The following is a 23,279-nucleotide window of genomic DNA, read 5'->3' as shown; positions in this document are numbered from 1 at the left end:
TGAAGCATTGACTCCGACTGACTGCGATGCATGGGATCGGGGTAAGGGCTGAGGCATTGACTCCGATCGACCGCGATGCATGGGATCGGAGTAAGGGCTGAGGCATTGACTCCGATCGACCGCGTTGCATGGGATCGGAGTAAGTGCTAAAGCACTAACTCCGATCGACCGCGTTGCATGGGATCGGAGTAAGCGCTAAAGCGCTGACTCCGATCGACACAGGAGACACGACATGAACGAGCGCACCGGCGTCAGTCCACCCGATATGTCCGCTTTCTGGATGCCCTTCACCGCGAACCGTCAGTTCAAGAGTGCGCCGCGTCTCCTGGCGAGCGCGAAGGGGATGTACTACACGTCGCACGACGGCCGGCGCATTCTCGACGGCACCGCAGGCCTGTGGTGCGTCAACGCGGGCCATTGCCGCGACGAGATCGTGGCGGCGGTGCAGGCGCAGGCGGCTGAAATGGATTTCGCGCCGACCTTCCAGATGGGGCATCCGAAGGCGTTCGAGGCCGCGACCAAAATCGCCCGTCATACACCGGGCGATCTGAAGCACATCTTCTTTGCGAACTCGGGCTCGGAGGCGGTCGATACCGCGCTGAAGATCGCGCTCGCTTATCACCGCGCGCGGGGCGAAGGGCAGCGCACGCTTTTGATCGGCCGCGAGCGCGGCTATCACGGGGTAGGCTTCGGCGGGATTTCGGTGGGCGGCATCGCGCCGAACCGCAAGGCGTTTTCAGGGGGCCTGCTGCCGGCCGTCGATCACTTGCCGCACACGCTGAACCTCAAGGAAGCGGCGTTTTCCAAAGGACAGCCGACGTGGGGCGCGCATCTCGCCGATGAACTCGAACGGCTCGTCACGCTGCACGATGCGTCGACCATTGCCGCAGTGATCGTCGAGCCGGTGGCCGGGTCGACCGGCGTGCTGATTCCGCCGCAAGGTTACCTGCAACGGTTGCGGGAGATTTGCGACAGGCACGGCATCCTGCTGATCTTCGACGAAGTGATCACCGGCTGGGGACGCCTCGGCGCGCCGTTCGCCGCGCAGTACTTCGGCGTCACGCCCGACCTGCTGACGATGGCCAAGGGCACCAACAACGCGGCCGTGCCCATGGGAGCGGTCGCGGCGAGCGCGAAGGTTCACGACACGATCGTGAACGGCGCGCCTGCCGGTATCGAGCTGTTCCATGGCTACACCTATTCGGGGCATCCGATTGCGGCCGCCGCCGCATGCGCGACGATCGACCTGTACGAGCGCGAGCAACTGTTCGAACGGGCCGCGCGGATGGCGCCGCTGTTCGAGAACGCAATCCACAAGCTGCGCGACGAACGGCATGTGATCGACGTGCGCAATCTCGGGCTGGTGGGCGGCGTGGAGTTGGCGTCGCGCGCGGGTGCGCCGGGCGCCCGTGCTTATGACGTGTTCGTGCGCTGCTTCGAGAAGGGCGTGCTCACGCGTTATACGGGGGATATTCTGGCGTTCTCGCCGCCGTTGATCGTCGAGGAGGCGCAGCTCGAGGAGATCTTTGGGACGGTCGCGGAAGTGTTGAGGGAGACAGAGTAGGCGGGGCGTGGTTCGCGTGCAGGGCTGGCTGTGTGGACGGCGAAAGGCCGCCTCGTTTTGCGAGGCGGCCTTTTTTAACATCGTGACCCGGCCTGAAGCTGTTTCTATCAGAACGATCAGAAAGCGGTGAACGGTCCGGTCTGTGTGCCGATCGTCGAGTTGGTGAGCGCGGTGTAGACGCTGCGCCCGTAGAAGAACGGGAGACCCCAAAGGAACGTGCCGTACATCGGCGAGCCCAGGCTGTCATAAGCGGCGTACTGGCTGGCTAGCAGCGATATGCCATTGGCCAGCGAGAACGGCACGGTGACCGGCCCGGAACCGCTGGTCACGCCCGTGAGGATCGCTGAGAGGTTGAGCGTGGCGGTCGGCACGAACCAGTCGCCCAAATACGGCACCGTATAGTCCGGGAAGTAATTCGCGTTGGAGCCGCTATCGATTGCGCTGAGATACGAGCTGCCCTTGTACGTGGTCGTGAAATAGCCGTCCGGGTTGAGCGCCAGAATGTTCGCATTCGATGGCAGCGTATTGTTCGACTGCGTGCCGATGCCGAACACCAGTTCCCCCGTCGCGCTTGCCTGGCCGCCCGCCGGCAGCGCGGGCAGTCGGATGATCGTGCCGTTGTTGTCGGACGTGAAATTGGCGACCGGATTCATCACCTGAGTGTCGAGCGGAACGCGCGTGCTCGTGCACGAAGTCGCGGACGCGCAGTAGTAATAGGCTGCCGGCAGGACCGAGGTCGCGGCCGCCGCGTAATCGCGCCGCGCCGTCGAGATGCCGACCACGCCGTTTGCGGCCATCACGGCCACTGTGTTGAGGTTGACGCCCCCGCGCGACGCGCAAGCCGACGGCGTCGGGTACTTGCCGTCGGCGATCACCTGGATCGGCAGGTTGCCCGCCACCTTGCTGCCGATCGTCACGTCAGCGCGTTTGATGGACCCCCACGTATAGCAGGAGTTGAACTGCGCACATTCGGCGATCGGCGCGTTACCCGTCGGATCGTCGGTCGCGCCGGTTTGCGCCGGCAGACTGCCGGCGAGGGCCGAGCCCAAAGCGCTGGCGAGCACACGCACGCCGACTGAGCCGGTGTCGACCTGCATGTGATCGATCGTCGTGCATTGATTGGCGCCCAGGCTGCCCGGGATGCAAATCGTGACGCTCACGTATGGAATGTTGACGTAGGTCGTGAATCGTTCGACGGTGATGGGGGCTGTGTTGGTGGTCGGGGTGGGACTGGGACTTGGACTTGGGCTCGGGGTTGGACTCGGGCTTGGGCTCGGGCTTGGGCTCGGGCTTGGGCTCGGGCTTGGGCTCGGGCTCGGGCTTGGGCTCGGGCTTGGGGTTGGGCTTGGGGTTGGGCTTGGGGTTGGACTTGGGGTTGGACTGGGACTGGGACTGGGACTTGGACTTGGGCTTGGGGTTGGACTTGGACTCGGACTCGGACTCGGACTCGGACTCGGACTCGGAGTAGCCGTAGGCTTCGCCGGCCTATCGCTATTATTCGTCGCGTTAGCGCCGCCATCATCACCGCCGCCACCGCCGCACGCGGACAGCGCCATGCCGGCGGTCAAAAGCGCGCAGCAGAGCTTCCTGTTGAGAGTCGTCATAGTGTTGGTGTTCGATGAGTCCACGCGCCGCTTCATTGCAGGTTCTCCATGCGGACATTGGCGGGAACGAGGCGCGGCAGATATGCCTTGCCGAAAAAATAGCCTGTAGGGCCAGCCGATTCGATATGGAAGTCGCCGTTGTGCTGGACCATCGGACCGATGCCGCGCGGGCGGCCATCGCTGGGGCTCACGAAGTTCGGGAAGTAGCTGCCGAGGAGCTCGCTCATGTCCGGGCGCACCGGGCCATGCCACGTGACGGCGAACACCACGTTGGTGGGCAGTACGTATTCGCGGATCGTCACGCCGTCGGCGTCCTTCGCCTCGCGCACCGTGTACGACGCAGCCGCGGCCGAATCACTCGACGCACCCCCCGACTGGAGCAGCGACCGCGCCCCCGCCCCCGCGTGTGTCCGCGTAGCTGGCGCTGCGCCCAAGGTCGCGTAACAGGCGAGCGGCGCAAGGGCCGCGATCGCCAGCGCGAGCTTCACAGGTTTCATCTCATTGCTCCAGAAAACAGGTCGGAGCATGGTGCCCGCAGCCCGTTATCAGGATTGCAGGAAAATTCTGAATAGAAGATGGGAAACGGCGTGAGGCGGCGCGAACAGCGTGTCCGCTCACGCCGTCGACGCAGTTGTCAGCACGCGACCAAGGGCCCGGTCAGCCGGCTGATCCAGGCCGTGCCGATCATCGTGCGGAGCCGGAGCATGATGCCCGCGCGATGCTTAGGAAACCGTGCGAAGTTTCCGAGGCCGATGCGTGAAGTAGCGTAGAGAGAGGCTGATGATAGTTTTGATGCGCGCAGTCGTTGTGTGACTGATACGCGGTCGTCACTTGCTGTTATCGCATGCGCGGCAAAGTGGCGGTGTGGCCGGTGGTAGCAACCAGAGCGCACTGGACAGCGAGCACTGTGCGGCCCTTCGCGAGATCGGGGCGCGCTGAAAACAGCTGGTCTTGCGGGTTGAGCAGGTCGATATTGATCCGCACACCGACCTGATAGCCAGGCAGATTCGATTCGAGCGACGTGCGCGCGGAGCGCTCGGCGGTCTGCAGCGCGCGCACCTGAGCGAGCCCGCTCACCACGCCGGGAAACGCTTGCCGTGCCGACAGTGCCGGGCGGTGTCGAGATCGGCGGCGGCCTGGTCTTCGAGCGCCAGCCTTTGACGCCCGCGGCTTTGCGACGCGCCGCCGCTCAGTAGGTGGGAACGGAAGGATCGACCTGACGCGACCATGCGTCGATGCCGCCTTGCAGATTGAACACGTTGGTATGGCCGCGCGATTCGAGGAACATCGCGACCTGGGCGCTGCGCGCACCGTGGTGGCAGACGCAAACGATCTGCACGTCGTCGTCGAGTTCTTCGCTGCGCGCGGGAATCTCACGCATCGGGATCGACACGGCGCCGGCGATCGACGCCGTCTGCAATTCCCACGGCTCGCGCACGTCGAGCAGCACGGGCGCGGGTCGCGAGGTGTCGGCGAGCCATTCGGCGAGCGCCGGAGCGGTCAGATTTTGCATCAGCGGACATCCAGTTCAGAGGACGGCCGCATGCGGCCGTCCGGATCGACGTATCGACGTATAGCTTAAAACTTGAAACGCGGCGGCTGCACGGCGTTGATCAGCGGCTCGACGTACGTTTCGAACACGTCGGCGATACGAAACTGCTTCTCGTCGATACGGGTGATGATTTGCGCCTTCATGACCGGCGCGGTGCCGACGAACGCCGCGAGGCGGCCGCCGATCTTCAGGTGTTCGAGGATTTCCTGCGGCAGCACGGGCAGGCCGCCTGACACGCAGATCACGTCGTAGGGCGCCGCGTCAGCCCAGCCGCGCGACGCGTCGCCGGTGGCGACTTCAGCGTTCAGCACGCCGTTGGCGATCAGGTTGTTGCGGGCCAGCTCGGCCAGTTCCGGTTCGATATCCACCGTCAGCACGTGCTGCGCGCGATGCGCGAGCAGTGCCGCCATGTAGCCCGAGCCCGCGCCGATTTCGAGCACGCTTTCGTGTTTCTTCACCGCCAGTTCCTGCAGCACGCGCGCTTCGACGCGCGGCGCCAGCATGTGCTGGCCGGCCGGCAGCGGCACTTCGAAGTCGACGAAGGCCAGCTCGCGATAAGTGGCGGGGACGAAATGTTCACGCTTGACGATCGAGAGCAGATTCAGCACGTCCTGGTCGAGCACTTCCCAGGGGCGGATCTGCTGTTCGATCATGTTGAAACGCGCTTGCTCGATGTTCATGGTGGATTCGGCGGTTTGGTTTGGCGAGTGGGCGGCAGTTCGACGAGGCGTTTGACGATGCGCTTGATTGCGGTTGGCAAACACGCCGCCACTGACTTTTTTGCCTCCGGCCGGCAGCTTCCCGAAGCTCGCCCGAACCTCGCGAACGAGACTCCAGCGATGAGGGACGCACGCCGCGCCAGGGTAACTGCGGGATTGTACCAAATGGCGGCGGCCAGCCGTGCCGTCGCGGGCACTGTGCCGTGCCTGGCGGCGAGCGGCCGCGGCTGCGCGCGGCCCACCGCGATCCCCGTGTTAATCCCTAGCGATCCGTACTTGCGATTTCCGCTTTGATCACCCAAGAATGTAATCGATTACATTTTCGATGCGAGATCACTTGTCCAGATCGTCGTCCAAGGCGCCTGCGGCGGCATTGTCCAACGCGCGTTCTCAACCGGAAGGCCGGCCGCTGCGCGCCGCCGAGGGCTCGTCGATCGCCGCGGTCGCACAGCAGGCGGGGGTGTCGGTGGCCACGGTGTCGCGCGTGCTGAACGGTCACGAGAACGTGCGGCCCGCCACGCGCGACAGGGTGCTCGCCGCGATCGACGCGAGCGGCTACCGCGTCAACGAACTCGCGCGCAATCTGCGCACCGCCGAAAGCCGGCTGCTGCTCACCATGGTGCCGGACTTCGGCAATCCGTTTTACGCGGAGATCGTGCGCGGCATCGACAGCGTCGCGCGTCAACACGGCTACTTCATGCTGCTATGCGACACGGGCGCCGATCCGGGCCGCGAGCGCAGCTACTTCGATCTGCTGCGCCGCCGCCGCGCGGACGGCGCGATCTGCCTCGACCCGGCCACCATCCAGCAGGCGCTCGGCGACGCGTCCGGCGCGCTGCCGTGGGTCGCGTGCTGCGAGTTCGACCCGGCGGTCGGCGTGCCGTACGTGGGTATCGACAACTACCGCGCCGCGGGCGACGCGGTGCGTCATCTGCTCGCGCGCGGCCACCGGTGCATCGGGCTCATCAACTCCGATGTGGACTACCTGTACGCGCGGCAGCGTCAGCAAGGCTATCTGGACGCGCTGACCGAAGCGGGCATCATGCCCGATGCGCGCTGGCGCATGAACCTGAACAGCCTCGACTACGAAGCGGGCGCGTCGGCGGCGGTCACGTTGATCCAGCAGCCTGGCGCACCCAGCGCGATTTTCGCGGTGTCCGACACGTTGGCGATCGGCGTGATCCACGGCTTGCGCAGCGTGGGCAAGCGGGTGCCGGACGACGTCGCGGTGGTCGGTTTCGACGACATCTCGCTCGCCGCGCAGATCGATCCACCGCTCACCACCGTCGCGCAACCGATGCGCGAGCTGGGCGAAACCGCCGCGCGTCTGCTGTTGCAGCGTCTCGCGAATCCGTTGGCCAACGTGCCGGGCGTGCTGCTGCCGCATCGGCTGGTGATTCGCGGGAGCGCGTGATCCATGAGCCTCGCCGTCCGTTTCGACGACATCCGCAAAGACTTCGGTCCGGTGCGCGTGCTGCACGGCGTGAGTTTCGATCTGACGCCAGGGCGCATCTACGGTCTGCTCGGCGAGAACGGCGCGGGCAAATCGACGCTGATGAAAATTCTCGCCGGCTATGAAACCGCGACTTCGGGCGCGTTGCTGGTCGACGGCCACGTGCAGCAGTTCACCGGATCGCGCGACGCCGAAGCGCAGGGCATCGTGCTGATCCACCAGGAGTTCAACCTTGCCGAGCATCTGACGATCGCGCAGAACATGTATCTCGGCCACGAGAAGCGGCGCGGCTGGTTTGTCGACGACGCCGCGATGCGCGCCGAGGCCGCGCGTTATCTCGCGCAGGTCGGGCTGGAGAAAGCGCCGGACACGCGGGTGCGCGAGCTGATCGTCGCGGAAAAGCAGATGGTGGAGATCGCGAAGGCGCTGTCGCGCCGCGCGCGTTTGCTGATCATGGACGAGCCGACCGCCACGCTCACGCCGTCGGAGACCGAGCGGCTCTTCACGCTGATGGCGAAGCTCAAGGCCGACGGCGTGACGATCGTCTACATCTCCCACAAGCTCGACGAAGTGGAGCGCATCACCGACGAAGTGATCGTGATGCGCGACGGCCGCTTCGTCGCGCGCGGCGAGACGGCGACGCTGGCGCGTCAGCAGATGGCGAACCTGATGGTCGGGCGCGAGCTATCCGACATGTTTCCCGACAAGCTCACCGTGCCCGCCGACGCGCCGCTCGCACTGAAGGTGGAAGGGCTCGCGGTGCCCGATTGGGTCGAGGACCTGAGCTTCGACGTGCGCGCGGGCGAAGTGCTCGGTTTCGCGGGACTGGTCGGCGCAGGCCGCACCGAGGCGTTCGAAGCGATCCTCGGCTTGCGCAAGCGCACCGCGGGGCACATCGAGATCGCCGGGCGGCGCGCGGATCTGAAGAGCCCGCGCGACGCGATGCGCCACGGTCTCACGTATCTCAGCGAGGACCGCAAGGGCAAGGGCCTGCACGTGGACCTGAGCCTGCAGGACAACGTCACGCTGATGACGCTCGAACGCTACGCGCATCCGCTGCTCGACATGAAGGCGGGGCGCGCCGCGTTGACGAAGGCGGTCGGCGAATTCGGCATCCGTACCGGCGACCTGTCGAGCCGCGCGCGCATGCTCTCCGGCGGCAATCAGCAGAAGCTCGCGCTCGCCAAGTTCCTGCAGCCCGATCCGAACGTGATCGTGCTCGACGAGCCGACTCGCGGCGTCGATGTCGGCGCGAAACGCGACATCTATTTCCTGATTCATCGGCTCGCGGCGCAAGGCCGCGCGGTGATCGTCATTTCATCCGAACTGATCGAGCTGATCGGCTTGTGCCACCGCGTCGCCGTGATGCGCGCGGGACGCCTGCAAGCCACGCTGACGCTCGACCATCTCACCGAAGAGGAGTTGATCGCTCATGCGACCGGCACCCACTGAAGCCGTGCGATCCGGCCGTGCGCTGCGCTTCGCGCATCGACTGTATGCGCTCGGGCCGCTCGTCGGACTGATTTTGCTGTGCATCGTCGGCACGCTGCTGAACCGCGATTTCGCCACGCTCGACAACCTGATGAACGTGCTCACACGCACGTCGTTCATCGGCATCATCGCGGTCGGCATGACCTTCGTGATCATCTCGGGCGGCATCGATCTGTCGGTCGGCTCGATGGCGGCGCTGATCGCGGGCAGCATGATCTGGCTGATGAACGGGCTCGCGGCGGGCGCGGCCGGTCACACGTTCGCGCCGCTCGTGATCGTGACGATCGGCATCGTCGCGGCGTTCGTGCTCGGCGGACTGTTCGGCTGCGCGCACGGCCTCTTGATTACCAAAGGACGCATCGAGCCGTTCATCGTCACGCTGGGCACGCTGGGCATCTTTCGCGCCGTGCTCACGTGGCTCGCCGACGGCGGCGCGTTGACGCTCGATAATTCGTTATCCGATCTATACGGGCCGGTCTACTACGCGAGCCTGTTCGGCGTGCCGGTGCCGATCTGGGTGTTCCTCGTGGTGGCGGCGGGCGGCGCGCTGATCCTCAATCGCACCACCTTCGGGCGGCACGTCCAGGCGATCGGCTCGAACGAACAGGTCGCGCGCTATGCGGCGATTCGCGTCGACACGGTGAAGATCGTGACGTATGTGCTGCTCGGCATCTGCGTCGGCGTCGCCACCGTGCTGTACGTGCCGCGGCTCGGCTCGGCCACGCCGACCACCGGCCTCTTGTGGGAGCTGGAGGCGATCGCTTCGGTGGTGGTCGGCGGCACCGCGCTCAAGGGCGGAGAAGGACGCGTGATCGGCACGGTGATCGGCGCGATCCTGCTGTCGGTGATCGCCAACATTCTGAATCTGACCAGCATCATCAGCGTGTATCTGAACGCGGCGGTGCAGGGCGTGGTGATTATCTTCGTCGCGTTCGTGCAGCGCGGACGGCGATAGCTTTAGCGCTTCAAGCTGCAACAACTGCAGGTCCGGGAATCGGGGCGCCCGAACGCCTCACTTTAGCAACTACGTTGCATGGAATTGGAATAAGCGCTAAAGCGCCAACTCCAATCGACAAAGGAGACACAACCATGAAGCAGGTCATTCGAGCGGTCGGCGCCGGCATGCTGGCGTTGGGGATACTGGGCACGGCGAGCGTCGCGCTTGCCGACGACAAGGTCATACTGGGCGTCGCGATTCCGACAGCCGACCACGGCTTCACGGGCGGCATCGTCTGGTGGGCGAACAAGGCGAAAGCCGATCTGGAGAAAGAGCATCCCGACCTGAAGGTGATCGTGAAGACGGCAGCCGGCGCGCCCGAACAGGCGAATCAGTTGCAGGATCTCGTGACGGTCAACAAGATCAACGCGCTGGTGATCTTCCCGTTCGAATCGGCTTCGCTCACGCAGCCGGTCGCGCAGGTGAAGAAGAAGGGCGTGTACGTGACGGTGGTCGACCGCGGCCTGACCGACACCAGCGCGCAGGATGCGTACGTGGCGGGCGACAACACCGCGTTCGGCAAGATTCCCGCCGAGTATCTGGCCAAGGCGCTCGACGGCAAGGGCAACATCGTCGCGCTGCGCGGCATTCCGACCACGCTCGACAACGAGCGCTGGGCCGCCTTCACCGGCGTGCTGAAGAACTATCCGGACATCAAGATTCTCGACGGCAAGTACGCGAACTGGAATCGCGACGACGCGTTCAAGGTGATGCAGGACTACCTGACGCGCTTCAAACACATCGACGCCGTATGGGCCGCCGACGACGACATGGCGGTCGGCGTGCTGAAGGCAATCGATCAGGCCAAGCGCACCGACATCAAGATCGTGTTCGGCGGTGCGGGCTCGAAGGGCATGGTGAAGAATGTGATGGACAGCGCGCCGATGATCAAAGCCGACGTGTCGTACTCGCCGAAATTCATCTACGACGCGATCAAGCTGACCGCCGAAGCGCGTCTGAAGGGCGAGAAGCTGCCGCCGACCACGATCATTCCTTCAGTGCTGATCACGAAGGAAAACGCGCAGCAGTACTACTTCCCGGACTCGCCGTTCTGAGCCCGATTCCTCGCGCGCGCGCCGTGTCGGCGCCGGACTTTGCGCCGGCAACGCGCGGCGGGCGCGCGCTCGTTCGAGGAACCTGACGATGAAAACCATCAAAGGGCCGGCGATCTTTCTCGCCCAGTTCATGGGCGACGAAGTGCCGTTCGACAATCTCGCGCATCTGGCGGAGTGGGCCGCAGGTCTCGGCTTCAAGGGCATTCAGGTGCCGTGCGACCCGCGCCTGATCGACCTGGAGCAGGCCGCCGCGAGCCAGACCTATTGCGACGCGTTGCGCGAGACCGTCGACGACGCGGGCGTGACCATCACCGAACTGTCGACGCATCTGCAAGGCCAGCTCGTCGCCGTGCATCCGGCCTATGACGCACTGTTCGACGGCTTCGCCGCGCCGCATGTGCGGGGCGACCCCGCCGCGCGCACGCAGTGGGCGATCGAGCAGATGAAGCTCGCGGCGAAGGCGTCGCAGCGTCTGGGTCTCACCACGCACGTGTCGTTTTCCGGCGCGCTGGCGTGGCCGTATCTGTACCCGTGGCCGCAGCGTCCGGCGGGACTCGTCGAAGCGGCGTTCGACGAACTCGCGCGCCGCTGGACGCCGATTCTCGATGCGTTCGACGAGGCCGGCGTGGACGTGTGCTACGAATTGCATCCGGGCGAAGACCTGCACGACGGCGTGACCTTCGAGCGCTTTCTTGATGCGGTGAAGCAGCATGCGCGCGCGAACATCCTCTACGATCCGAGCCACTTCGTGTTGCAGCAGCTCGACTACCTCGCGTTCATCGACATCTATAACGAGCGCATCAAGGCGTTTCATGTGAAGGACGCGGAGTTTCGGCCGAACGGCAAGCAGGGTGTGTATGGTGGATATAGCGGCTGGGTCGAACGCGCGGGACGCTTCAGATCGCTCGGCGACGGACAGATCGACTTCGGCGCGATCTTCTCGAAGATGGCGCAATTCGATTTTCCCGGCTGGGCCGTGCTCGAATGGGAGTGTGCGCTCAAGCACCCACACGACGGCGCGCGCGAAGGCGCGGAGTTCATTCGGCGGCACATCATTCGCGTCGCCGAGCATGCGTTCGACGATTTCGCGGGCAGCGGTGTCGATGACGCGCAGGTGAAACGCGTGTTAGGCCTCTGACGGCAGTTCGCGGCGCGGTTTGCAGCGATGCGAGGCGGCCCCCGACGTGGCGGCGCGGCCTGCCCACGCGAGCTGCGCGGCGGTCAAACGCAAAGGAGTGAAGGCGATGCCACAAAGAAGGCTCAGGTTGGGCATGGTCGGCGGCGGGCAGGGCGCGTTCATCGGCGCGGTGCATCGGATCGCCGCACGGCTCGACGATCGGTTCGAAGTGGTGGCGGGCGCGTTATCGTCCGACCCGCAGCGTGCGCAAGCGAGCGCAGCCGAGGCGGGCATCGCGCGCAGCTACGCGGACTGGCGCGAGATGGCGCGCGCCGAAGCCGCCCGCGACGACGGCATCGACGCCGTCGCGATCGTCACGCCGAATCATCTGCACGCGCCGGTGGCGACGGCGTTTCTCGAAGCGGGCATCCACGTGGTGTGCGACAAGCCGCTGGCGATATCGCTCGCCGAAGGCGAAGCGCTCGCGAAGCTCGCTCGCGAGAAGGGCAAGCTGTTTGCGCTCACGCATACGTATTCCGGTTACCCGCTGGTGCGTCATGCGCGCGAGCTGGTCGAGCGCGGCGAGCTGGGCGAGATCCGCGTGGTGCAGGTCGAATACGCACAGGACTGGTTGGCCGAACCGGTTGAGACAGGGGGCGCGAACAAGCAGGCCGGCTGGCGCACGGACCCTGCGCTGGCGGGGCCGGCGGGCTGTCTCGGCGATATCGGCACGCACGCGTATCAGCTCGCGGCCTTCGTCACGGGGATGACGCCTCGGGCGCTGTCGGCGGAGCTGCATACCTTCGTGCCCGGACGGCGCATCGACGATCACGTGCAGGCGATGCTGCGCTATGCGAACGGCGCGCGCGGCATGTTATGGGCGAGCCAGGTGGCGAGCGGCGCGGAGAATGGGTTGCGGCTGCGGGTCTATGGAACGAAGGCCGGCCTCGCTTTCGATCAGGAGCAGCCGAACGAATTGTGGTTCACGCCGTTGGGCGGGTTGAGCGAGCGGCTCACGCGCGGGCGGGTGAAAAGCGTGCTCGCCGCGCACGCGACGCGTGTGCCGTCAGGGCATCCCGAAGGTTATCTGGAAGCATTCGCGCAGTTGTACAAGGACGCGGCGTTGCAGATCGAAGCACTGGACGAAGGCCGCGCGTTGCCTGCGGAAAGTCTTCTTCTGACAACAGTGGATGATGGTGTGGCGGGGCTGCGCTTCATCGATGCAGTGCTGGCGAGCAGCGCGGCGGACGGGCAGTGGCGTGAGATTGAAGGGGCTTGAAATATGTGCGGAACGCTTCGTTCTCGCCGCTTGCGCGTCGCGCAGCTAGCGCCGCCGTGCTCATCCCCGCTTCACCCGCCCTTGCTCTTCTTGATCTGCTCTTCAAACGCGATATCGAGCTTGCTCGCCTTGCGCGGTTTCTGCGGGCCGAACGCATCGACGAACTTGACGAAGTCGTCGAGCGTCAACGGATCGGAGACTTTCTTGTCGGTGCCGCTCGATTTGTCGACCAGATAGAACAGGCCGCCGGACAGGCTGATTGCGGCGAACTGCGGATTGCCGCTGCGCGTTTTCAGCCGTTCGACAGCATGGATGGCTCGGGTGGTGCGCATGGTGTGGGACTGCTGATCGGGGGAGAGACTGCTACTTTAACAATTTTCGCCGCCGCCACGTCGCGCCCGGTGCGCGGCGCGGCGCGGCGGCCTTCGGCCTCGGCGGCTTATTGACTCAGATAGACGAACTTGCCGTTCCTGATCGTGCCCATCACGCTCGCGCGCTGATCCAGACCGACGTGGTCCTTCGGGCTCGTGTTGACCACGCCGTTCGGCACGACCAGTTCGTGCGCGTGCTCCAGTTCGTCGCGCAACGCGACGCGAAACGCCGGCGTGCCCGGCTGCGCGGTCTTCAATGCGCGCGCCACTGCGTCCTGCAAACGCGGATACACGCCCGCCGCATCGCCCGCGAACTGGGTGACGCTGCCCGCGCCGTACTTCGCCTCATACTCGTTGGTGAACGCGAGCGCCGCCTTCTTCGCCGGATGATCGGCCGGCAGCGAGCGCGCGACCACGACGGGCTGGGTCGGGAACAGCGTGCCTTCCACGTCCTTGCCGCCCAGCTTGATGAACTCCGGCGTGGCGATGCCATGGGTCTGATAGATCGACCCTTTGTAGCCGCGCTCGATCAGCGTGCGCTGAGGCAGCACGGTCGGCGTGCCGGCCCCTGCGATCAGGATCGCGTCGGGCTTGGCGGCCATCAGCTTCAGAATCTGGCCGGTCACGCTCGCGTCCGTGCGGTTGTAGCGCTCGGTCGCGACCAGCTGGATATGGCGCAGCGCCGCGAACTTGCTGAACTCGTTGAGCCAGCTCTCGCCGTAGCCGTCCGCAAAACCGATGAAGCCCACCGTCTTCACGTTGTGGTTCGACATGTAGCGCGTCATCACGTCGGCCATCGCGCTGTCGGTCTGCGCCATCTTGTAGGCCCACACCTTCTTGCCTTCCTGCGGCTCCACCACGCTGGCCGAGCCGATCAGCGTGATCATCGGCGTCTGGCTTTCGGCGACCGGGTCGAGCGCGGCCATCGCGGCCGGCGTGATGTTCGGGCCGACGATCACGTCGACGTGGTCCTCGTTGATCAGCTTGCGGATGTTGCGCACGGCCGCGCCGGGGTCGGACGCGTCGTCGAGGAAGATGTAGTCGGCTTTCTGGCCGGCGATCGTCGCGGGCCACATCAGCATCGCGTTCTTGCTGGTGATGCCGATCACGGCCGCCGGGCCGGTGCTCGACAGATCGATGCCGACTTTCAGGTCGGCATGGGCCGCGGTGGCGAGCAACAGCGCGCCGAGAGCGGCTACGCCGCGAAGTTTGTTGTTATGCGACTTCATCGAAAAGGGTCTCCGTAGCGAGAAACGTGGTGATATCAAAGTTCGTAGGTTTCGTGTTCGCCTTTGAGCGCCTGTTCGATCAGCTTGCGGTTCATGCTCGGCGACAGCAGCTCGACGAGCGTATACACATAGCTGCGCAGATAGGCGCCCTGTTTCAGCGCGACACGCGTCACGTTGCTGCCGAACAGGTGGCCGACCGGCATCGCGCGCAAATGGCGATCGCGCTCGGCGTTGAACGCGATATCCGCCATGATGCCGACGCCGAGCCCCAGTTCCACATAGGTCTTGATCACGTCGGCGTCGATTGCTTCCAGCACGATGTCCGGATGCAGCCCGCGCAGGCGGAACGCCTCGTTGATCTTGGTGCGGCCGGCGAACGCATTGTCGTACGTGATCAGCGGATATTGGGTCAGATCATCCAGCGCCAAAAGTTTGCGGTCGAGCAGCGGGTGGTCCGGCTGCATCACCGCGACGTGGTGCCACTGGAAGCAGGGCAGCGACACCAGTTCCTTATAGTTGGCGATCGCCTCGGTGGCGATTGCCAGATCGGCCTGGTCGTGCAGCACCATCTCGGCGACCTGGGTCGGGCTGCCTTGCAGGATCGAAAGGTGGACTTTGGGAAAGCGTTTCTTGAACTCGGCGATCGCGGCCGGCAGCGAGTAGCGCGCCTGGGTGTGGGTCGCGGCGATCACCAGATTGCCCTGATCCTGCGCTGCGTAATCCTTACCGACGCGCTTGAGGCTCTCCACTTCCTGCAGTATCTTCTCGACCGACTGCAAAATGATGCGTCCCGGTTCGGTCAGCGAACGCACGCGCTTGCCGTGCCGCGTGAAGATTTCGACGCCCAGCTCGTCCTCGAGCTCGATGATCGCCTTGGAAACGCCCGGCTGGCTGGTAAACAGCGCCTTGGCAGCTTCGGTGAGGTTGAAGTTCTGCCGCACAGCCTCGCGGACGAAGCGGAATTGATGCAGGTTCATATATAACCTCTCCGCATATAAAAAGAATTTTTTAGTCGTTTGAAATATAAGGCGAGTTTATTACGATCTGTCCATCTTTTTCAATATGGATATCTGTATTTGTCATAAGCAAATGAGAGATGGGTCTAAACGCTCGTTTGCGGTTGCTGACCAAGACAGATGTTCAATGCGCGGCGGAACCGGACCGCCGTGTATCAGCCAAAAAATTGGGGTCCCGAATGTACCAATACGATCAGTACGACCAGACCATCGTCGATGAACGGGTCGCGCAATACGCCGATCAGGTTCGCCGCCGCTTGTCGGGCGAATTGAGCGAAGAGGAGTTTCGTCCGCTGCGTCTGCAGAACGGCCTGTACTACCAGCGCCATGCGTACATGCACCGCATTGCGATTCCGTACGGCAACCTGCGCAGCGACCAGATGCGCGTGCTCGCGCAGATCGCGCGGGAACACGATCGCGGCTACGGCCATTTCTCGACGCGCTCGAACATCCAGTACAACTGGATCAAGCTCGAAGAAACGCCGGAAATCCTGCGCAAGCTCGCCGCCGTGCAGATGCACGGCATCCAGACCTCGGGCAACTGCATCCGCAACATCACCGCTGACCAGTTCGCCGGCGTGGCGCCGGACGAAGTGGTCGATCCGCGTCCGTGGGCGGAAATCCTCCGTCAGTGGTCGACGTTCCACCCGGAATTCGCGTGGCTGCCGCGCAAGTTCAAGATCGCCGTGTCGGGTTCGAAGGAAGACCGCGCGGCCGTGCAGATTCACGACATGGGCGTGTATCTGCGCAAGAACGAGCAGGGCGAACTGGTGGCCGACATCCTCGCCGGCGGCGGCATGGGCCGCACGCCGATCATCGGCGCGGTGATCCGTCGCGATCTGCCGTGGCAGCATCTGCTGACGTACTGCGAAGCCGTGCTGCGCGTGTACAACCGCTACGGCCGCCGCGACAACATGTACAAGGCGCGCATCAAGATTCTCGTGAAGGCATTGAGCCCGGAGAAGTTCTCGGCGCAGGTCGAAGAAGAGTGGCAGCACCTGAAGGACGGCCCGTCGACGCTCACGCAGGCGGAAGTGGATCGCGTGGTCCAGTACTTCCAGCCGCCCGTGTACGACAAGCTGCCGGACACGGACGCTTCGTTCGAAAACCATCTGCTGGAAAGCCGTGCGTTTGCGCGCTGGGTCGAGCGTAACGTGCGGCCGCACAAGGTGTCGGGCTACGCGTCGGTGACGCTGTCGCTGAAGCCGACCACCATCGCTCCGGGCGACGCCACCGACACGCAAATGGAAGCGGTTGCCGATTGGGCCGACGAGTATTCGTTCGGCGAAATCCGCGTGTCGCACGAACAGAACCTGATTCTCGCCAACGTCAAGAAACGCGACCTGTTCGCACTGTGGGAAAAGGCCAAGGCACAAGGTTTCGCGACGCCGAACATCGGCTTGCTGACCGACATCATCGCGTGCCCGGGCGGCGATTTCTGCTCGCTCGCGAATGCGAAGTCGATTCCGATCGCGCTCGCGATCCAGGAACGCTTCAGCGATCTCGACTACGTGTACGACCTCGGCGACGTGTCGCTGAACATCTCGGGCTGCATCAACGCGTGCGGTCACCACCACGTCGGCAACATCGGCATCCTGGGCGTCGACAAGGACGGCTCGGAGTGGTACCAGGTCACGCTCGGCGGCGAGCAGGGTACGGGCGCCACCGGCGCGCACCTCGGCCGCGTGATCGGCCCGTCGTTCTCGGCGGAAGAAATGCCGGACGTGATGAGCAAGGTGATCGACACCTTCGTGGAGAACCGCCAGGAAGGCGAGCGCTTCATCGAAACGTACAACCGCATCGGCATCACCCCGTTCAAGGAACGTGTGTACGCCTCGCGTCAACCGGCTCACGCGTAACCGCGAAAAGGATACTGAACAGATGGCTTCTATCATCAAGAACCGCGCAATCGTCAACGATGACTGGACCGTTGTGCGTCCGGCGGAAGACGGCTCGCTGCCCGCGGTGAACGAGTTGCCGGCCGGCAAGGTGCTGGTGCCGCTCGCGCTGTGGCAAGCGGCACGTGACGCTTTGAGCGCTTCGCGCAGTGCGGCAGAGATTGGCGTGTGGCTCGCGCCGGACAGCGAACCGGCGGATATCGTCGCTGACTTCGACAAGCTCGCGCTGATCGCCGTGGACTTCCCGGTGTTCCGCGACGGCCGTGGCTATAGCATCGGCCGCCTGTTGCGCGAGCGTTATGGCTACAAGGGAGAACTGCGCTCGATCGGCGACGTGCTGCGCGACCAGTTGACGTTCATGTTCCGTTGCGGCTTCGATTCGTATGCGCTGCGCGCGGACAAGGACTTCGACGACGCGCTCAAGGCGTTCGACGAATTCAGCGTGCAATACCAGGGCGCGGTGGACAACCCGTCGCCGCTGTTCCGCCGCCGCGCGGCTGCCGTAGCCACGGACAAGGTCCCGGCATGAGCGGCGCTCAATCGCTCACGCCGGAACTCGCGGCGAAGGTCGAGCGCCTCTACGCGCTGCTCGACTCGATCGCCGCGCATCACGCGAACGTGAAGCTCGCCAGCAGCCTCGCCGCGGAAGACATGCTGCTCACGCACGCCATCCTGTCGCGCGGCGTGAAGATCGGCATCTTCTCGCTGAACACGGGCCGCTTGCATGCGGAAACGCTCGGCATGCTCGAGCGCGTGAAAGAGCGCTATGACTACGAGATCGAACAGTTCCACCCGCAGGCTGCGGCGGTCGAGGAATACGTCGGCTCGCACGGTCTGAACGCGTTCTACGAGAGCGTCGATCTGCGCAAGCGCTGCTGCGAGATCCGCAAGGTCGAGCCGTTGAACCGCGCGCTGTCGGATGTCAGCGCATGGGTGACGGGCCAGCGCCGCGAGCAGTCGGTGACGCGTGCCGAACTGCACGCGGAAGAGCACGACGCCGCGCGCAACATCGCCAAGTTCAATCCGCTGACGGACTGGACCGAGGCCGAGGTGTGGGATTACCTGAAAGCGTTCGACGTGCCGGTCAATCCGCTGCATGCGCGCGGTTATCCGAGCATCGGCTGCGAGCCGTGTACGCGCGCGATCCGTCCCGGTGAGGATAGCCGGGCAGGGCGCTGGTGGTGGGAGTCGCGCGATACGAAGGAATGCGGACTGCACATCACGACGATTACCCCGATTGCGGTCGATCGCAGCGAAAACGCTTCAGTCTGATATCTCGCTACACTGGGAGCCTGGCTCCCGGTCTGAGCGCCGCCGATACCGATTTGAATATTTGTGCTCAGGCGAGCAATCGCTTGCCGGGCCAATCAACGAAGGACCCAACATGAGCACCACGCTCGATTCCACTGTGAACGCTCCGCTTACCAACACGGCGAACCGTATGGATCACCTCGACTGGCTCGAAGCCGAGTCGATTCACATCCTGCGCGAACTGGTCGCCGAATGCAGCAAGCCCGCGCTGTTGTTCTCGGGCGGCAAGGATTCGGTGGTGGTGCTGCACCTCGCGCTGAAGGCCTTCGGCATCGGCGCGAATCGCAAGACCGTGCTCCCGTTCCCGCTCGTGCATATCGATACCGGCCATAACTACGACGAAGTGATCGACTTCCGCGATCGCCGCGCGCAAGAGATTGGCGCGGAGCTGGTGGTGGGCCACGTCGAAGATTCGATCAAGCGCGGCACCGTGCGTCTGCGCCGCGAAACGGATTCGCGCAACGCCGCGCAAGCCGTGACGCTGCTCGAAACCATCGAACAGCACGGCTACACCGCACTGATCGGCGGCGCGCGCCGCGACGAAGAGAAGGCCCGTGCGAAAGAGCGCATCTTCTCGTTCCGCGACGAGTTCGGCCAATGGGACCCGAAAGCGCAACGCCCGGAACTGTGGAGCCTGTACAACGCGCGTCTGCACAACGGCGAACACCTGCGCGTGTTCCCGATCTCGAACTGGACCGAACTCGATGTGTGGCAGTACATCGCCCGCGAACAGCTCGAACTGCCGTCGATCTACTACGCGCATCAACGCGAGATCGTGCGCCGCAACGGGCTGCTCGTGCCGGTCACGCCGCTCACGCCGATGCGTGAAGGCGAAGTCAGCGAAAGCGCGCTGGTGCGTTTCCGCACCGTCGGCGACATCAGCTGCACGTGCCCGGTGGAAAGCGATGCGGACGATCTCGAGAAGATCATTGCTGAAACGGCCGTGACCGAAATCACGGAGCGCGGCGCGACGCGGATGGACGATCAGGTCTCCGAAGCCGCGATGGAACAGCGTAAGAAGCAAGGTTATTTCTAAGCACAACGAGGGTAATGCAACCATGAGCAGTATTCATCAACCAGAAGACCTCGGCGTGCTGCGTTTCATTACTGCAGGCAGCGTCGACGACGGCAAGAGCACGTTGATCGGCCGCCTGCTGTACGACAGCAAGGCAGTCTTGAGCGACCAGCTCTCGGCGCTGTCGCGTGCGAAGAACAAGCGCACCGTCGGCGACGAAATCGATCTGTCGCTGCTGACCGACGGCCTCGAAGCCGAACGCGAGCAGGGCATCACGATCGACGTCGCGTACCGCTACTTCGCCACGGCCAAGCGCAAGTTCATCATCGCCGACACGCCGGGCCACGAGCAGTACACGCGCAACATGGTGACGGGCGCGTCGACCGCGCACGCGGCGATCATCCTGGTCGACGCGACGCGCGTGACGTTCGTCGACGGCGTCGCGCAACTGCTGCCGCAAACCAAGCGTCATAGCGCGATCGTCAAGCTGCTCGGCTTGCAGCACGTGATTGTCGCGATCAACAAGATGGATCTGGTCGAATACAGCGAAGCGCGTTTCGACGAGATTCGCGATGCGTATGTCGAACTCGCGCGTCAGCTGGGTCTGACCGACGTGCGTTTCGTGCCGGTGTCGGCGCTCAAGGGCGACAACATCGTGACGGCGAGCGAGAGCATGCCGTGGTACGCGGGCGAGCCGCTGCTGGACCTGCTCGAAGCGCTGCCGGTCGAGATTCCGACCGGCCAGGCGCTGCGTTTCCCGGTGCAATGGGTGGCGCGCCAGGATGGCAGCCAGGCCGACGATTTCCGCGGCTATATGGGACGCGTCGAAGCCGGCGAAGTGAAGCTCGGCGACACGATCGTCGTGCTGCCGGCCAATCGCGAAGCGACGGTTGCTGAAATCATCGCGCCGGTGGTGGGCGGCACGGCCGCGGTGGACCGCGCGTTCGCGGGTCAGACCGTGACGATCCGTCTCGCGGAAGACGTCGACGTGTCGCGCGGCGACACCTTCGTGCTGCGTGAAGCGGCGCCGGAGCCGGCGAAGAAGCTCGAAGCGGACCTGTGCTGGTTCGACGACACGCCGCTGTCGACGCAGCGCAAGTATCTGCTGAAGCAGACTACCAACACGGTGTTCGCGCGCATCGGTGCGATCAGGGAAGTGCTCGACGTGCATACGCTGTCGCAGGCGACCGATCGCAAGGAACTCGCGATGAACGACATCGGCCGCGTTGCGTTGACGTTGCAAAAGCCGCTGGTGTGCGACGTGTACGACTCGCATCCGGGCACGGGCGCATTCGTGCTGATCGACGAGGCGACGCACCACACCGTCGCGGCCGGGATGATCCGGGCGTTTTCGGCGTAAAACGGGCGATGGGGCGTGCGGCGTGGCTGCGCGGCGCTGACGCCCTAACCAACAGGTTGATGCAAATGGGTAAGGTTTATCTGATCGGCGCGGGGCCGGGTGCCGCGGATCTGATTACGGTGCGTGGCGCACGGCTCCTCGCCGCCGCCGACGTGGTGCTGCACGACGCGCTGGTCGAGCCGGCCATGCTCGACTATGCGCCGGCGCACGCACGGCGCATTGCGGTGGGCAAGCGCTGCGGTCAACTCTCGACCGCGCAGCAGTTCATCAACAAGCAGATCGTGGATGCCGCTCTGGAACACGATGTGGTGGTGCGTCTGAAGGGCGGCGACCCGATGCTGTTCGGCCGCGCCGATGAGGAAATGCGGGCGCTGGAAGCGGCGGGCATCGAGTATGAGGTCGTGCCCGGGATTACCGCAGCGCTTGCGAGCGCGGCTTCGCTGAAGCGTTCGTTGACGCTGCGGGGCGTATCGCGCAGCGTGGCGCTGGCTACGTTCAGCCGTGCGCCCGGCTCTGAAGAGATTCGCGAGCAGGTGAACGCGGATTCGCTGGTGTTTTATATGGGCCGCGATAGTGGCGTTGAGATTGCGCAGCAGTTGATCGACGCCGGCAAGCCCGTTTCCACACCGGTGGCGATTGTCGAGGCTTGCAGCACGGAACGCGAGCGCATGCTCACGCTCACGCTCGAGGAGCTTGCCGCGGGCGACGCGCAGCGCTGGGTCGATGCTTCGCAGCCTAGCTTGCTGATGATCGGTGAGGCGTTCGCTGCCCGGCAGCTCCAGGTGGTCCGTTCGGCGGACGGGATGTTGGTGGCCGCCTGAGTTTTTGTTGTTGCCTGCGCGGTGGTTGAGATCGTGTTTCCGCTGCGCCGGTTTCCTTTCCCATAAGTGTTCCCGCGGTTCTGGGAGTTCGCGCGACGGCGTGACCGCCGAACTCCGTCCGCGATCATGCTGTCATATTTTTCAGCGTAAAATGCAACGCCGCCCTTATATACCGGCGTAGAGCCCTTACGCCAGCAATGCACGTCGACCTTCTCACCCTCTACTTCCTTTCGATCGGAACTCTGCTTGCCAGCGCCGGCATGACGTTCTGGGAGCATCGCGTTCATCCCAAGCGCAGCAGGGAATTGAGAATACTGGCCGCGGGATACGCGACGCTTGCCATCGGCTGTGCGGCAGCGACATTGCGTAGCGTGCTGCCCGGTGCGTCGGGCGCCGCCATTAGCAATCTCATCATCGTCGGCGGATATCTTCTGGTCCTGCACGGCGTCGCATCCTTGAGCGGCCGGCAATACCGTGCGGGTTCGATAGGCCTGCTGCTCCTGCTGGCGCTGACGTGGGTGCTGGGCGCGCGCTGGCAGGATACCGTCTGGAACTATGTCAGCACGATACCCATCGCACTGGTCTCCGGCATGACGTCCCGCGAGCTGCTGCGAAGCGACGGGATGAAGTGGGTGCAATCCCGGCACATCGTCGTGTGGGTGACAGGCATCCATGCGCTCTTTTATGCGTTCCGGGCATTCATCCTGCCTTGGCTGGTGAGCGTGTATGGGCCGGACATGCTGTCGATCGCCGGCAAGATCACGATGTACGAGGGCGTCCTGTATTCGGTCATTCTGCCGATGACGTTGCTGCGGTTAATTCGCGAGGAAACTCACGGCCAGCTTTTGCAGGAATCTCAAACGGATTATCTGACCCATCTCGGCAATCGCAGGTGGTTCTTTGAAGAGGGCGCGCAGGTCATCCGCGACAGGGCAGGCCGCCGGCCCATTTCACTGCTCACGTTCGACCTCGACCACTTCAAATCGATCAACGATCGCTACGGTCACAAGACTGGGGACGAGGTCCTGAAGTCGTTTGCGGAAGTCGTGCGGAGCGTGGTGGGGCCGCAAGCGCTGGTCGCCCGCATCGGCGGAGAAGAGTTCGCGGCTTTGTTGCCAGACCATGATGGTCCGCGCGGCAAAGAAGTGGGCGAAAACGTCGTCACGCGTTTCGCCCGGACGATCGCTCACAGGGTGGACGGAGTGGCGATACAGGCCACGGTCAGCGTTGGCCTCGCCCAGTCCGAAAGCGAAGCGCCCGCTCTTGCCGACCTGCTGGCAGCCGCCGACCAGGCGTTATATCGCGCGAAATCGCTTGGTGGTAACCGGCTTGAATCGGCGCAGACCGCCACACGCTCCGCGGCCGCCTGCTGACGAAGTGGCAGACCACGTCTGTCAAAGCCACAGCCTGAGAAAAGACAACAGGAA

21 protein-coding genes and 1 pseudogene are annotated in these 23,279 nt (G+C 64.3%); 14 read left to right on the top strand and 8 right to left on the bottom strand.

Translation table 11 applies throughout. The features are described from left to right. The first annotated feature begins 232 nt into the window (after window positions 1-232). Complete coding sequence (aptA, locus tag FVF58_RS19945; RefSeq protein ID WP_149671592.1) at window positions 233-1,564, top strand: omega-aminotransferase AptA; 1,332 nt, start codon at window positions 233-235, stop codon at window positions 1,562-1,564. Window positions 1,565-1,680: 116 nt separating this feature from the next. On the opposite strand, the gene FVF58_RS19940 is transcribed toward aptA, so the two are convergent. From FVF58_RS19940 to FVF58_RS19920, 5 genes and pseudogenes are all read right to left on the bottom strand, one after another. After that, window positions 1,681-3,120, bottom strand: a complete 1,440-nt coding sequence (locus tag FVF58_RS19940) for a DUF3443 domain-containing protein (RefSeq protein WP_281291235.1) — start codon at window positions 3,118-3,120, stop codon at window positions 1,681-1,683. Between the two features lie 80 nt (window positions 3,121-3,200). Then, window positions 3,201-3,665, bottom strand: coding sequence for a DUF2844 domain-containing protein (locus FVF58_RS19935; protein ID WP_149671590.1), 465 nt, complete (start codon window positions 3,663-3,665; stop codon window positions 3,201-3,203). A gap of 412 nt (window positions 3,666-4,077) precedes the next feature. Then, a pseudogene (locus FVF58_RS52810) lies at window positions 4,078-4,355 on the bottom strand (TolC family outer membrane protein); the annotation flags it as partial. Window positions 4,356-4,357: 2 nt separating this feature from the next. Beyond that, a complete protein-coding gene (locus tag FVF58_RS19925; protein WP_149671589.1) occupies window positions 4,358-4,681 on the bottom strand; it encodes a rhodanese-like domain-containing protein in 324 nt (107 codons plus the stop codon). A 65-nt stretch (window positions 4,682-4,746) separates the two neighbouring features. Continuing rightward, window positions 4,747-5,400, bottom strand: coding sequence for a protein-L-isoaspartate O-methyltransferase family protein (locus FVF58_RS19920; RefSeq protein ID WP_149671588.1), 654 nt, complete (start codon window positions 5,398-5,400; stop codon window positions 4,747-4,749). A gap of 376 nt (window positions 5,401-5,776) precedes the next feature. On the opposite strand from FVF58_RS19920, the gene FVF58_RS19915 reads away from it, so the two are divergent. The 6 genes from FVF58_RS19915 to FVF58_RS19890 all read left to right on the top strand — a co-directional run bounded on the left by FVF58_RS19915 (window position 5,777) and on the right by FVF58_RS19890 (window position 12,831). After that, complete coding sequence (locus FVF58_RS19915; protein WP_149671587.1) at window positions 5,777-6,853, top strand: LacI family DNA-binding transcriptional regulator; 1,077 nt, start codon at window positions 5,777-5,779, stop codon at window positions 6,851-6,853. 3 nt (window positions 6,854-6,856) lie between these two features. Next, window positions 6,857-8,344: a sugar ABC transporter ATP-binding protein gene (locus FVF58_RS19910; RefSeq protein ID WP_149671586.1), complete on the top strand. Its 1,488-nt coding sequence runs from the start codon at window positions 6,857-6,859 to the stop codon at window positions 8,342-8,344. Then, entirely contained in the window at window positions 8,325-9,338 is a 1,014-nt protein-coding gene (locus FVF58_RS19905; RefSeq protein WP_149671585.1) for an ABC transporter permease, read from the top strand. The genes FVF58_RS19910 and FVF58_RS19905 overlap by 20 nt, the downstream gene beginning before the upstream one ends. Window positions 9,339-9,472: 134 nt before the next feature. Continuing rightward, a complete protein-coding gene (locus FVF58_RS19900) occupies window positions 9,473-10,435 on the top strand; it encodes a substrate-binding domain-containing protein (protein ID WP_149671584.1) in 963 nt (320 codons plus the stop codon). Between the two features lie 88 nt (window positions 10,436-10,523). After that, on the top strand, window positions 10,524-11,573 hold the full coding sequence (locus FVF58_RS19895; RefSeq protein WP_149671583.1) for a sugar phosphate isomerase/epimerase family protein: 1,050 nt from the start codon (window positions 10,524-10,526) through the stop codon (window positions 11,571-11,573). Between the two features lie 106 nt (window positions 11,574-11,679). After that, window positions 11,680-12,831 carry a Gfo/Idh/MocA family protein gene (locus FVF58_RS19890; protein WP_149671582.1) on the top strand — a complete coding sequence of 384 codons (1,152 nt, stop codon included), beginning with the start codon at window positions 11,680-11,682 and terminating at the stop codon, window positions 12,829-12,831. 71 nt (window positions 12,832-12,902) lie between these two features. On the opposite strand, the gene FVF58_RS19885 is transcribed toward FVF58_RS19890, so the two are convergent. The 3 genes from FVF58_RS19885 to FVF58_RS19875 all read right to left on the bottom strand — a co-directional run bounded on the left by FVF58_RS19885 (window position 12,903) and on the right by FVF58_RS19875 (window position 15,408). Continuing rightward, window positions 12,903-13,163, bottom strand: a complete 261-nt coding sequence (locus FVF58_RS19885) for a hypothetical protein (protein WP_149671581.1) — start codon at window positions 13,161-13,163, stop codon at window positions 12,903-12,905. Window positions 13,164-13,270: 107 nt separating this feature from the next. Further along, complete coding sequence (locus FVF58_RS19880) at window positions 13,271-14,431, bottom strand: ABC transporter substrate-binding protein (RefSeq protein ID WP_149671580.1); 1,161 nt, start codon at window positions 14,429-14,431, stop codon at window positions 13,271-13,273. 35 nt (window positions 14,432-14,466) lie between these two features. Further along, complete coding sequence (locus FVF58_RS19875) at window positions 14,467-15,408, bottom strand: CysB family HTH-type transcriptional regulator (RefSeq protein ID WP_149671579.1); 942 nt, start codon at window positions 15,406-15,408, stop codon at window positions 14,467-14,469. A gap of 218 nt (window positions 15,409-15,626) precedes the next feature. On the opposite strand from FVF58_RS19875, the gene FVF58_RS19870 reads away from it, so the two are divergent. The 7 genes from FVF58_RS19870 (at window position 15,627) to FVF58_RS19840 (ending at window position 23,225) form a co-directional block, all read left to right on the top strand. Next, window positions 15,627-17,306 (top strand): nitrite/sulfite reductase, encoded by a 1,680-nt coding sequence (locus FVF58_RS19870; RefSeq protein WP_149671578.1) that lies wholly within the window; start codon window positions 15,627-15,629, stop codon window positions 17,304-17,306. 22 nt (window positions 17,307-17,328) lie between these two features. Further along, the gene (locus FVF58_RS19865; RefSeq protein ID WP_149671577.1) at window positions 17,329-17,874 is read left to right on the top strand and encodes a DUF934 domain-containing protein; all 546 of its coding nucleotides are present in this window, start codon (window positions 17,329-17,331) and stop codon (window positions 17,872-17,874) included. After that, window positions 17,871-18,617, top strand: a complete 747-nt coding sequence (locus FVF58_RS19860) for a phosphoadenylyl-sulfate reductase (RefSeq protein WP_149671576.1) — start codon at window positions 17,871-17,873, stop codon at window positions 18,615-18,617. The genes FVF58_RS19865 and FVF58_RS19860 overlap by 4 nt, the downstream gene beginning before the upstream one ends. A gap of 112 nt (window positions 18,618-18,729) precedes the next feature. Further along, the gene (cysD, locus tag FVF58_RS19855; protein WP_149671575.1) at window positions 18,730-19,692 is read left to right on the top strand and encodes a sulfate adenylyltransferase subunit CysD; all 963 of its coding nucleotides are present in this window, start codon (window positions 18,730-18,732) and stop codon (window positions 19,690-19,692) included. A gap of 22 nt (window positions 19,693-19,714) precedes the next feature. Continuing rightward, window positions 19,715-21,031: a sulfate adenylyltransferase subunit 1 gene (locus tag FVF58_RS19850; RefSeq protein WP_149671574.1), complete on the top strand. Its 1,317-nt coding sequence runs from the start codon at window positions 19,715-19,717 to the stop codon at window positions 21,029-21,031. Between the two features lie 65 nt (window positions 21,032-21,096). Further along, on the top strand, window positions 21,097-21,852 hold the full coding sequence (gene cobA, locus FVF58_RS19845) for a uroporphyrinogen-III C-methyltransferase (RefSeq protein WP_149671573.1): 756 nt from the start codon (window positions 21,097-21,099) through the stop codon (window positions 21,850-21,852). Window positions 21,853-22,049: 197 nt separating this feature from the next. Beyond that, the gene (locus FVF58_RS19840) at window positions 22,050-23,225 is read left to right on the top strand and encodes a GGDEF domain-containing protein (RefSeq protein WP_149671572.1); all 1,176 of its coding nucleotides are present in this window, start codon (window positions 22,050-22,052) and stop codon (window positions 23,223-23,225) included. The last annotated feature ends 54 nt before the right edge of the window (window positions 23,226-23,279 follow it).

Origin of the sequence: Paraburkholderia panacisoli (genome assembly GCF_008369935.1) — a bacterium.
In the GTDB taxonomy this organism is placed as follows: domain Bacteria; phylum Pseudomonadota; class Gammaproteobacteria; order Burkholderiales; family Burkholderiaceae; genus Paraburkholderia; species Paraburkholderia panacisoli.
Note: the sequence above shows the minus strand (reverse complement) of the source record. Positions and strands in the feature narration are given on the sequence as shown.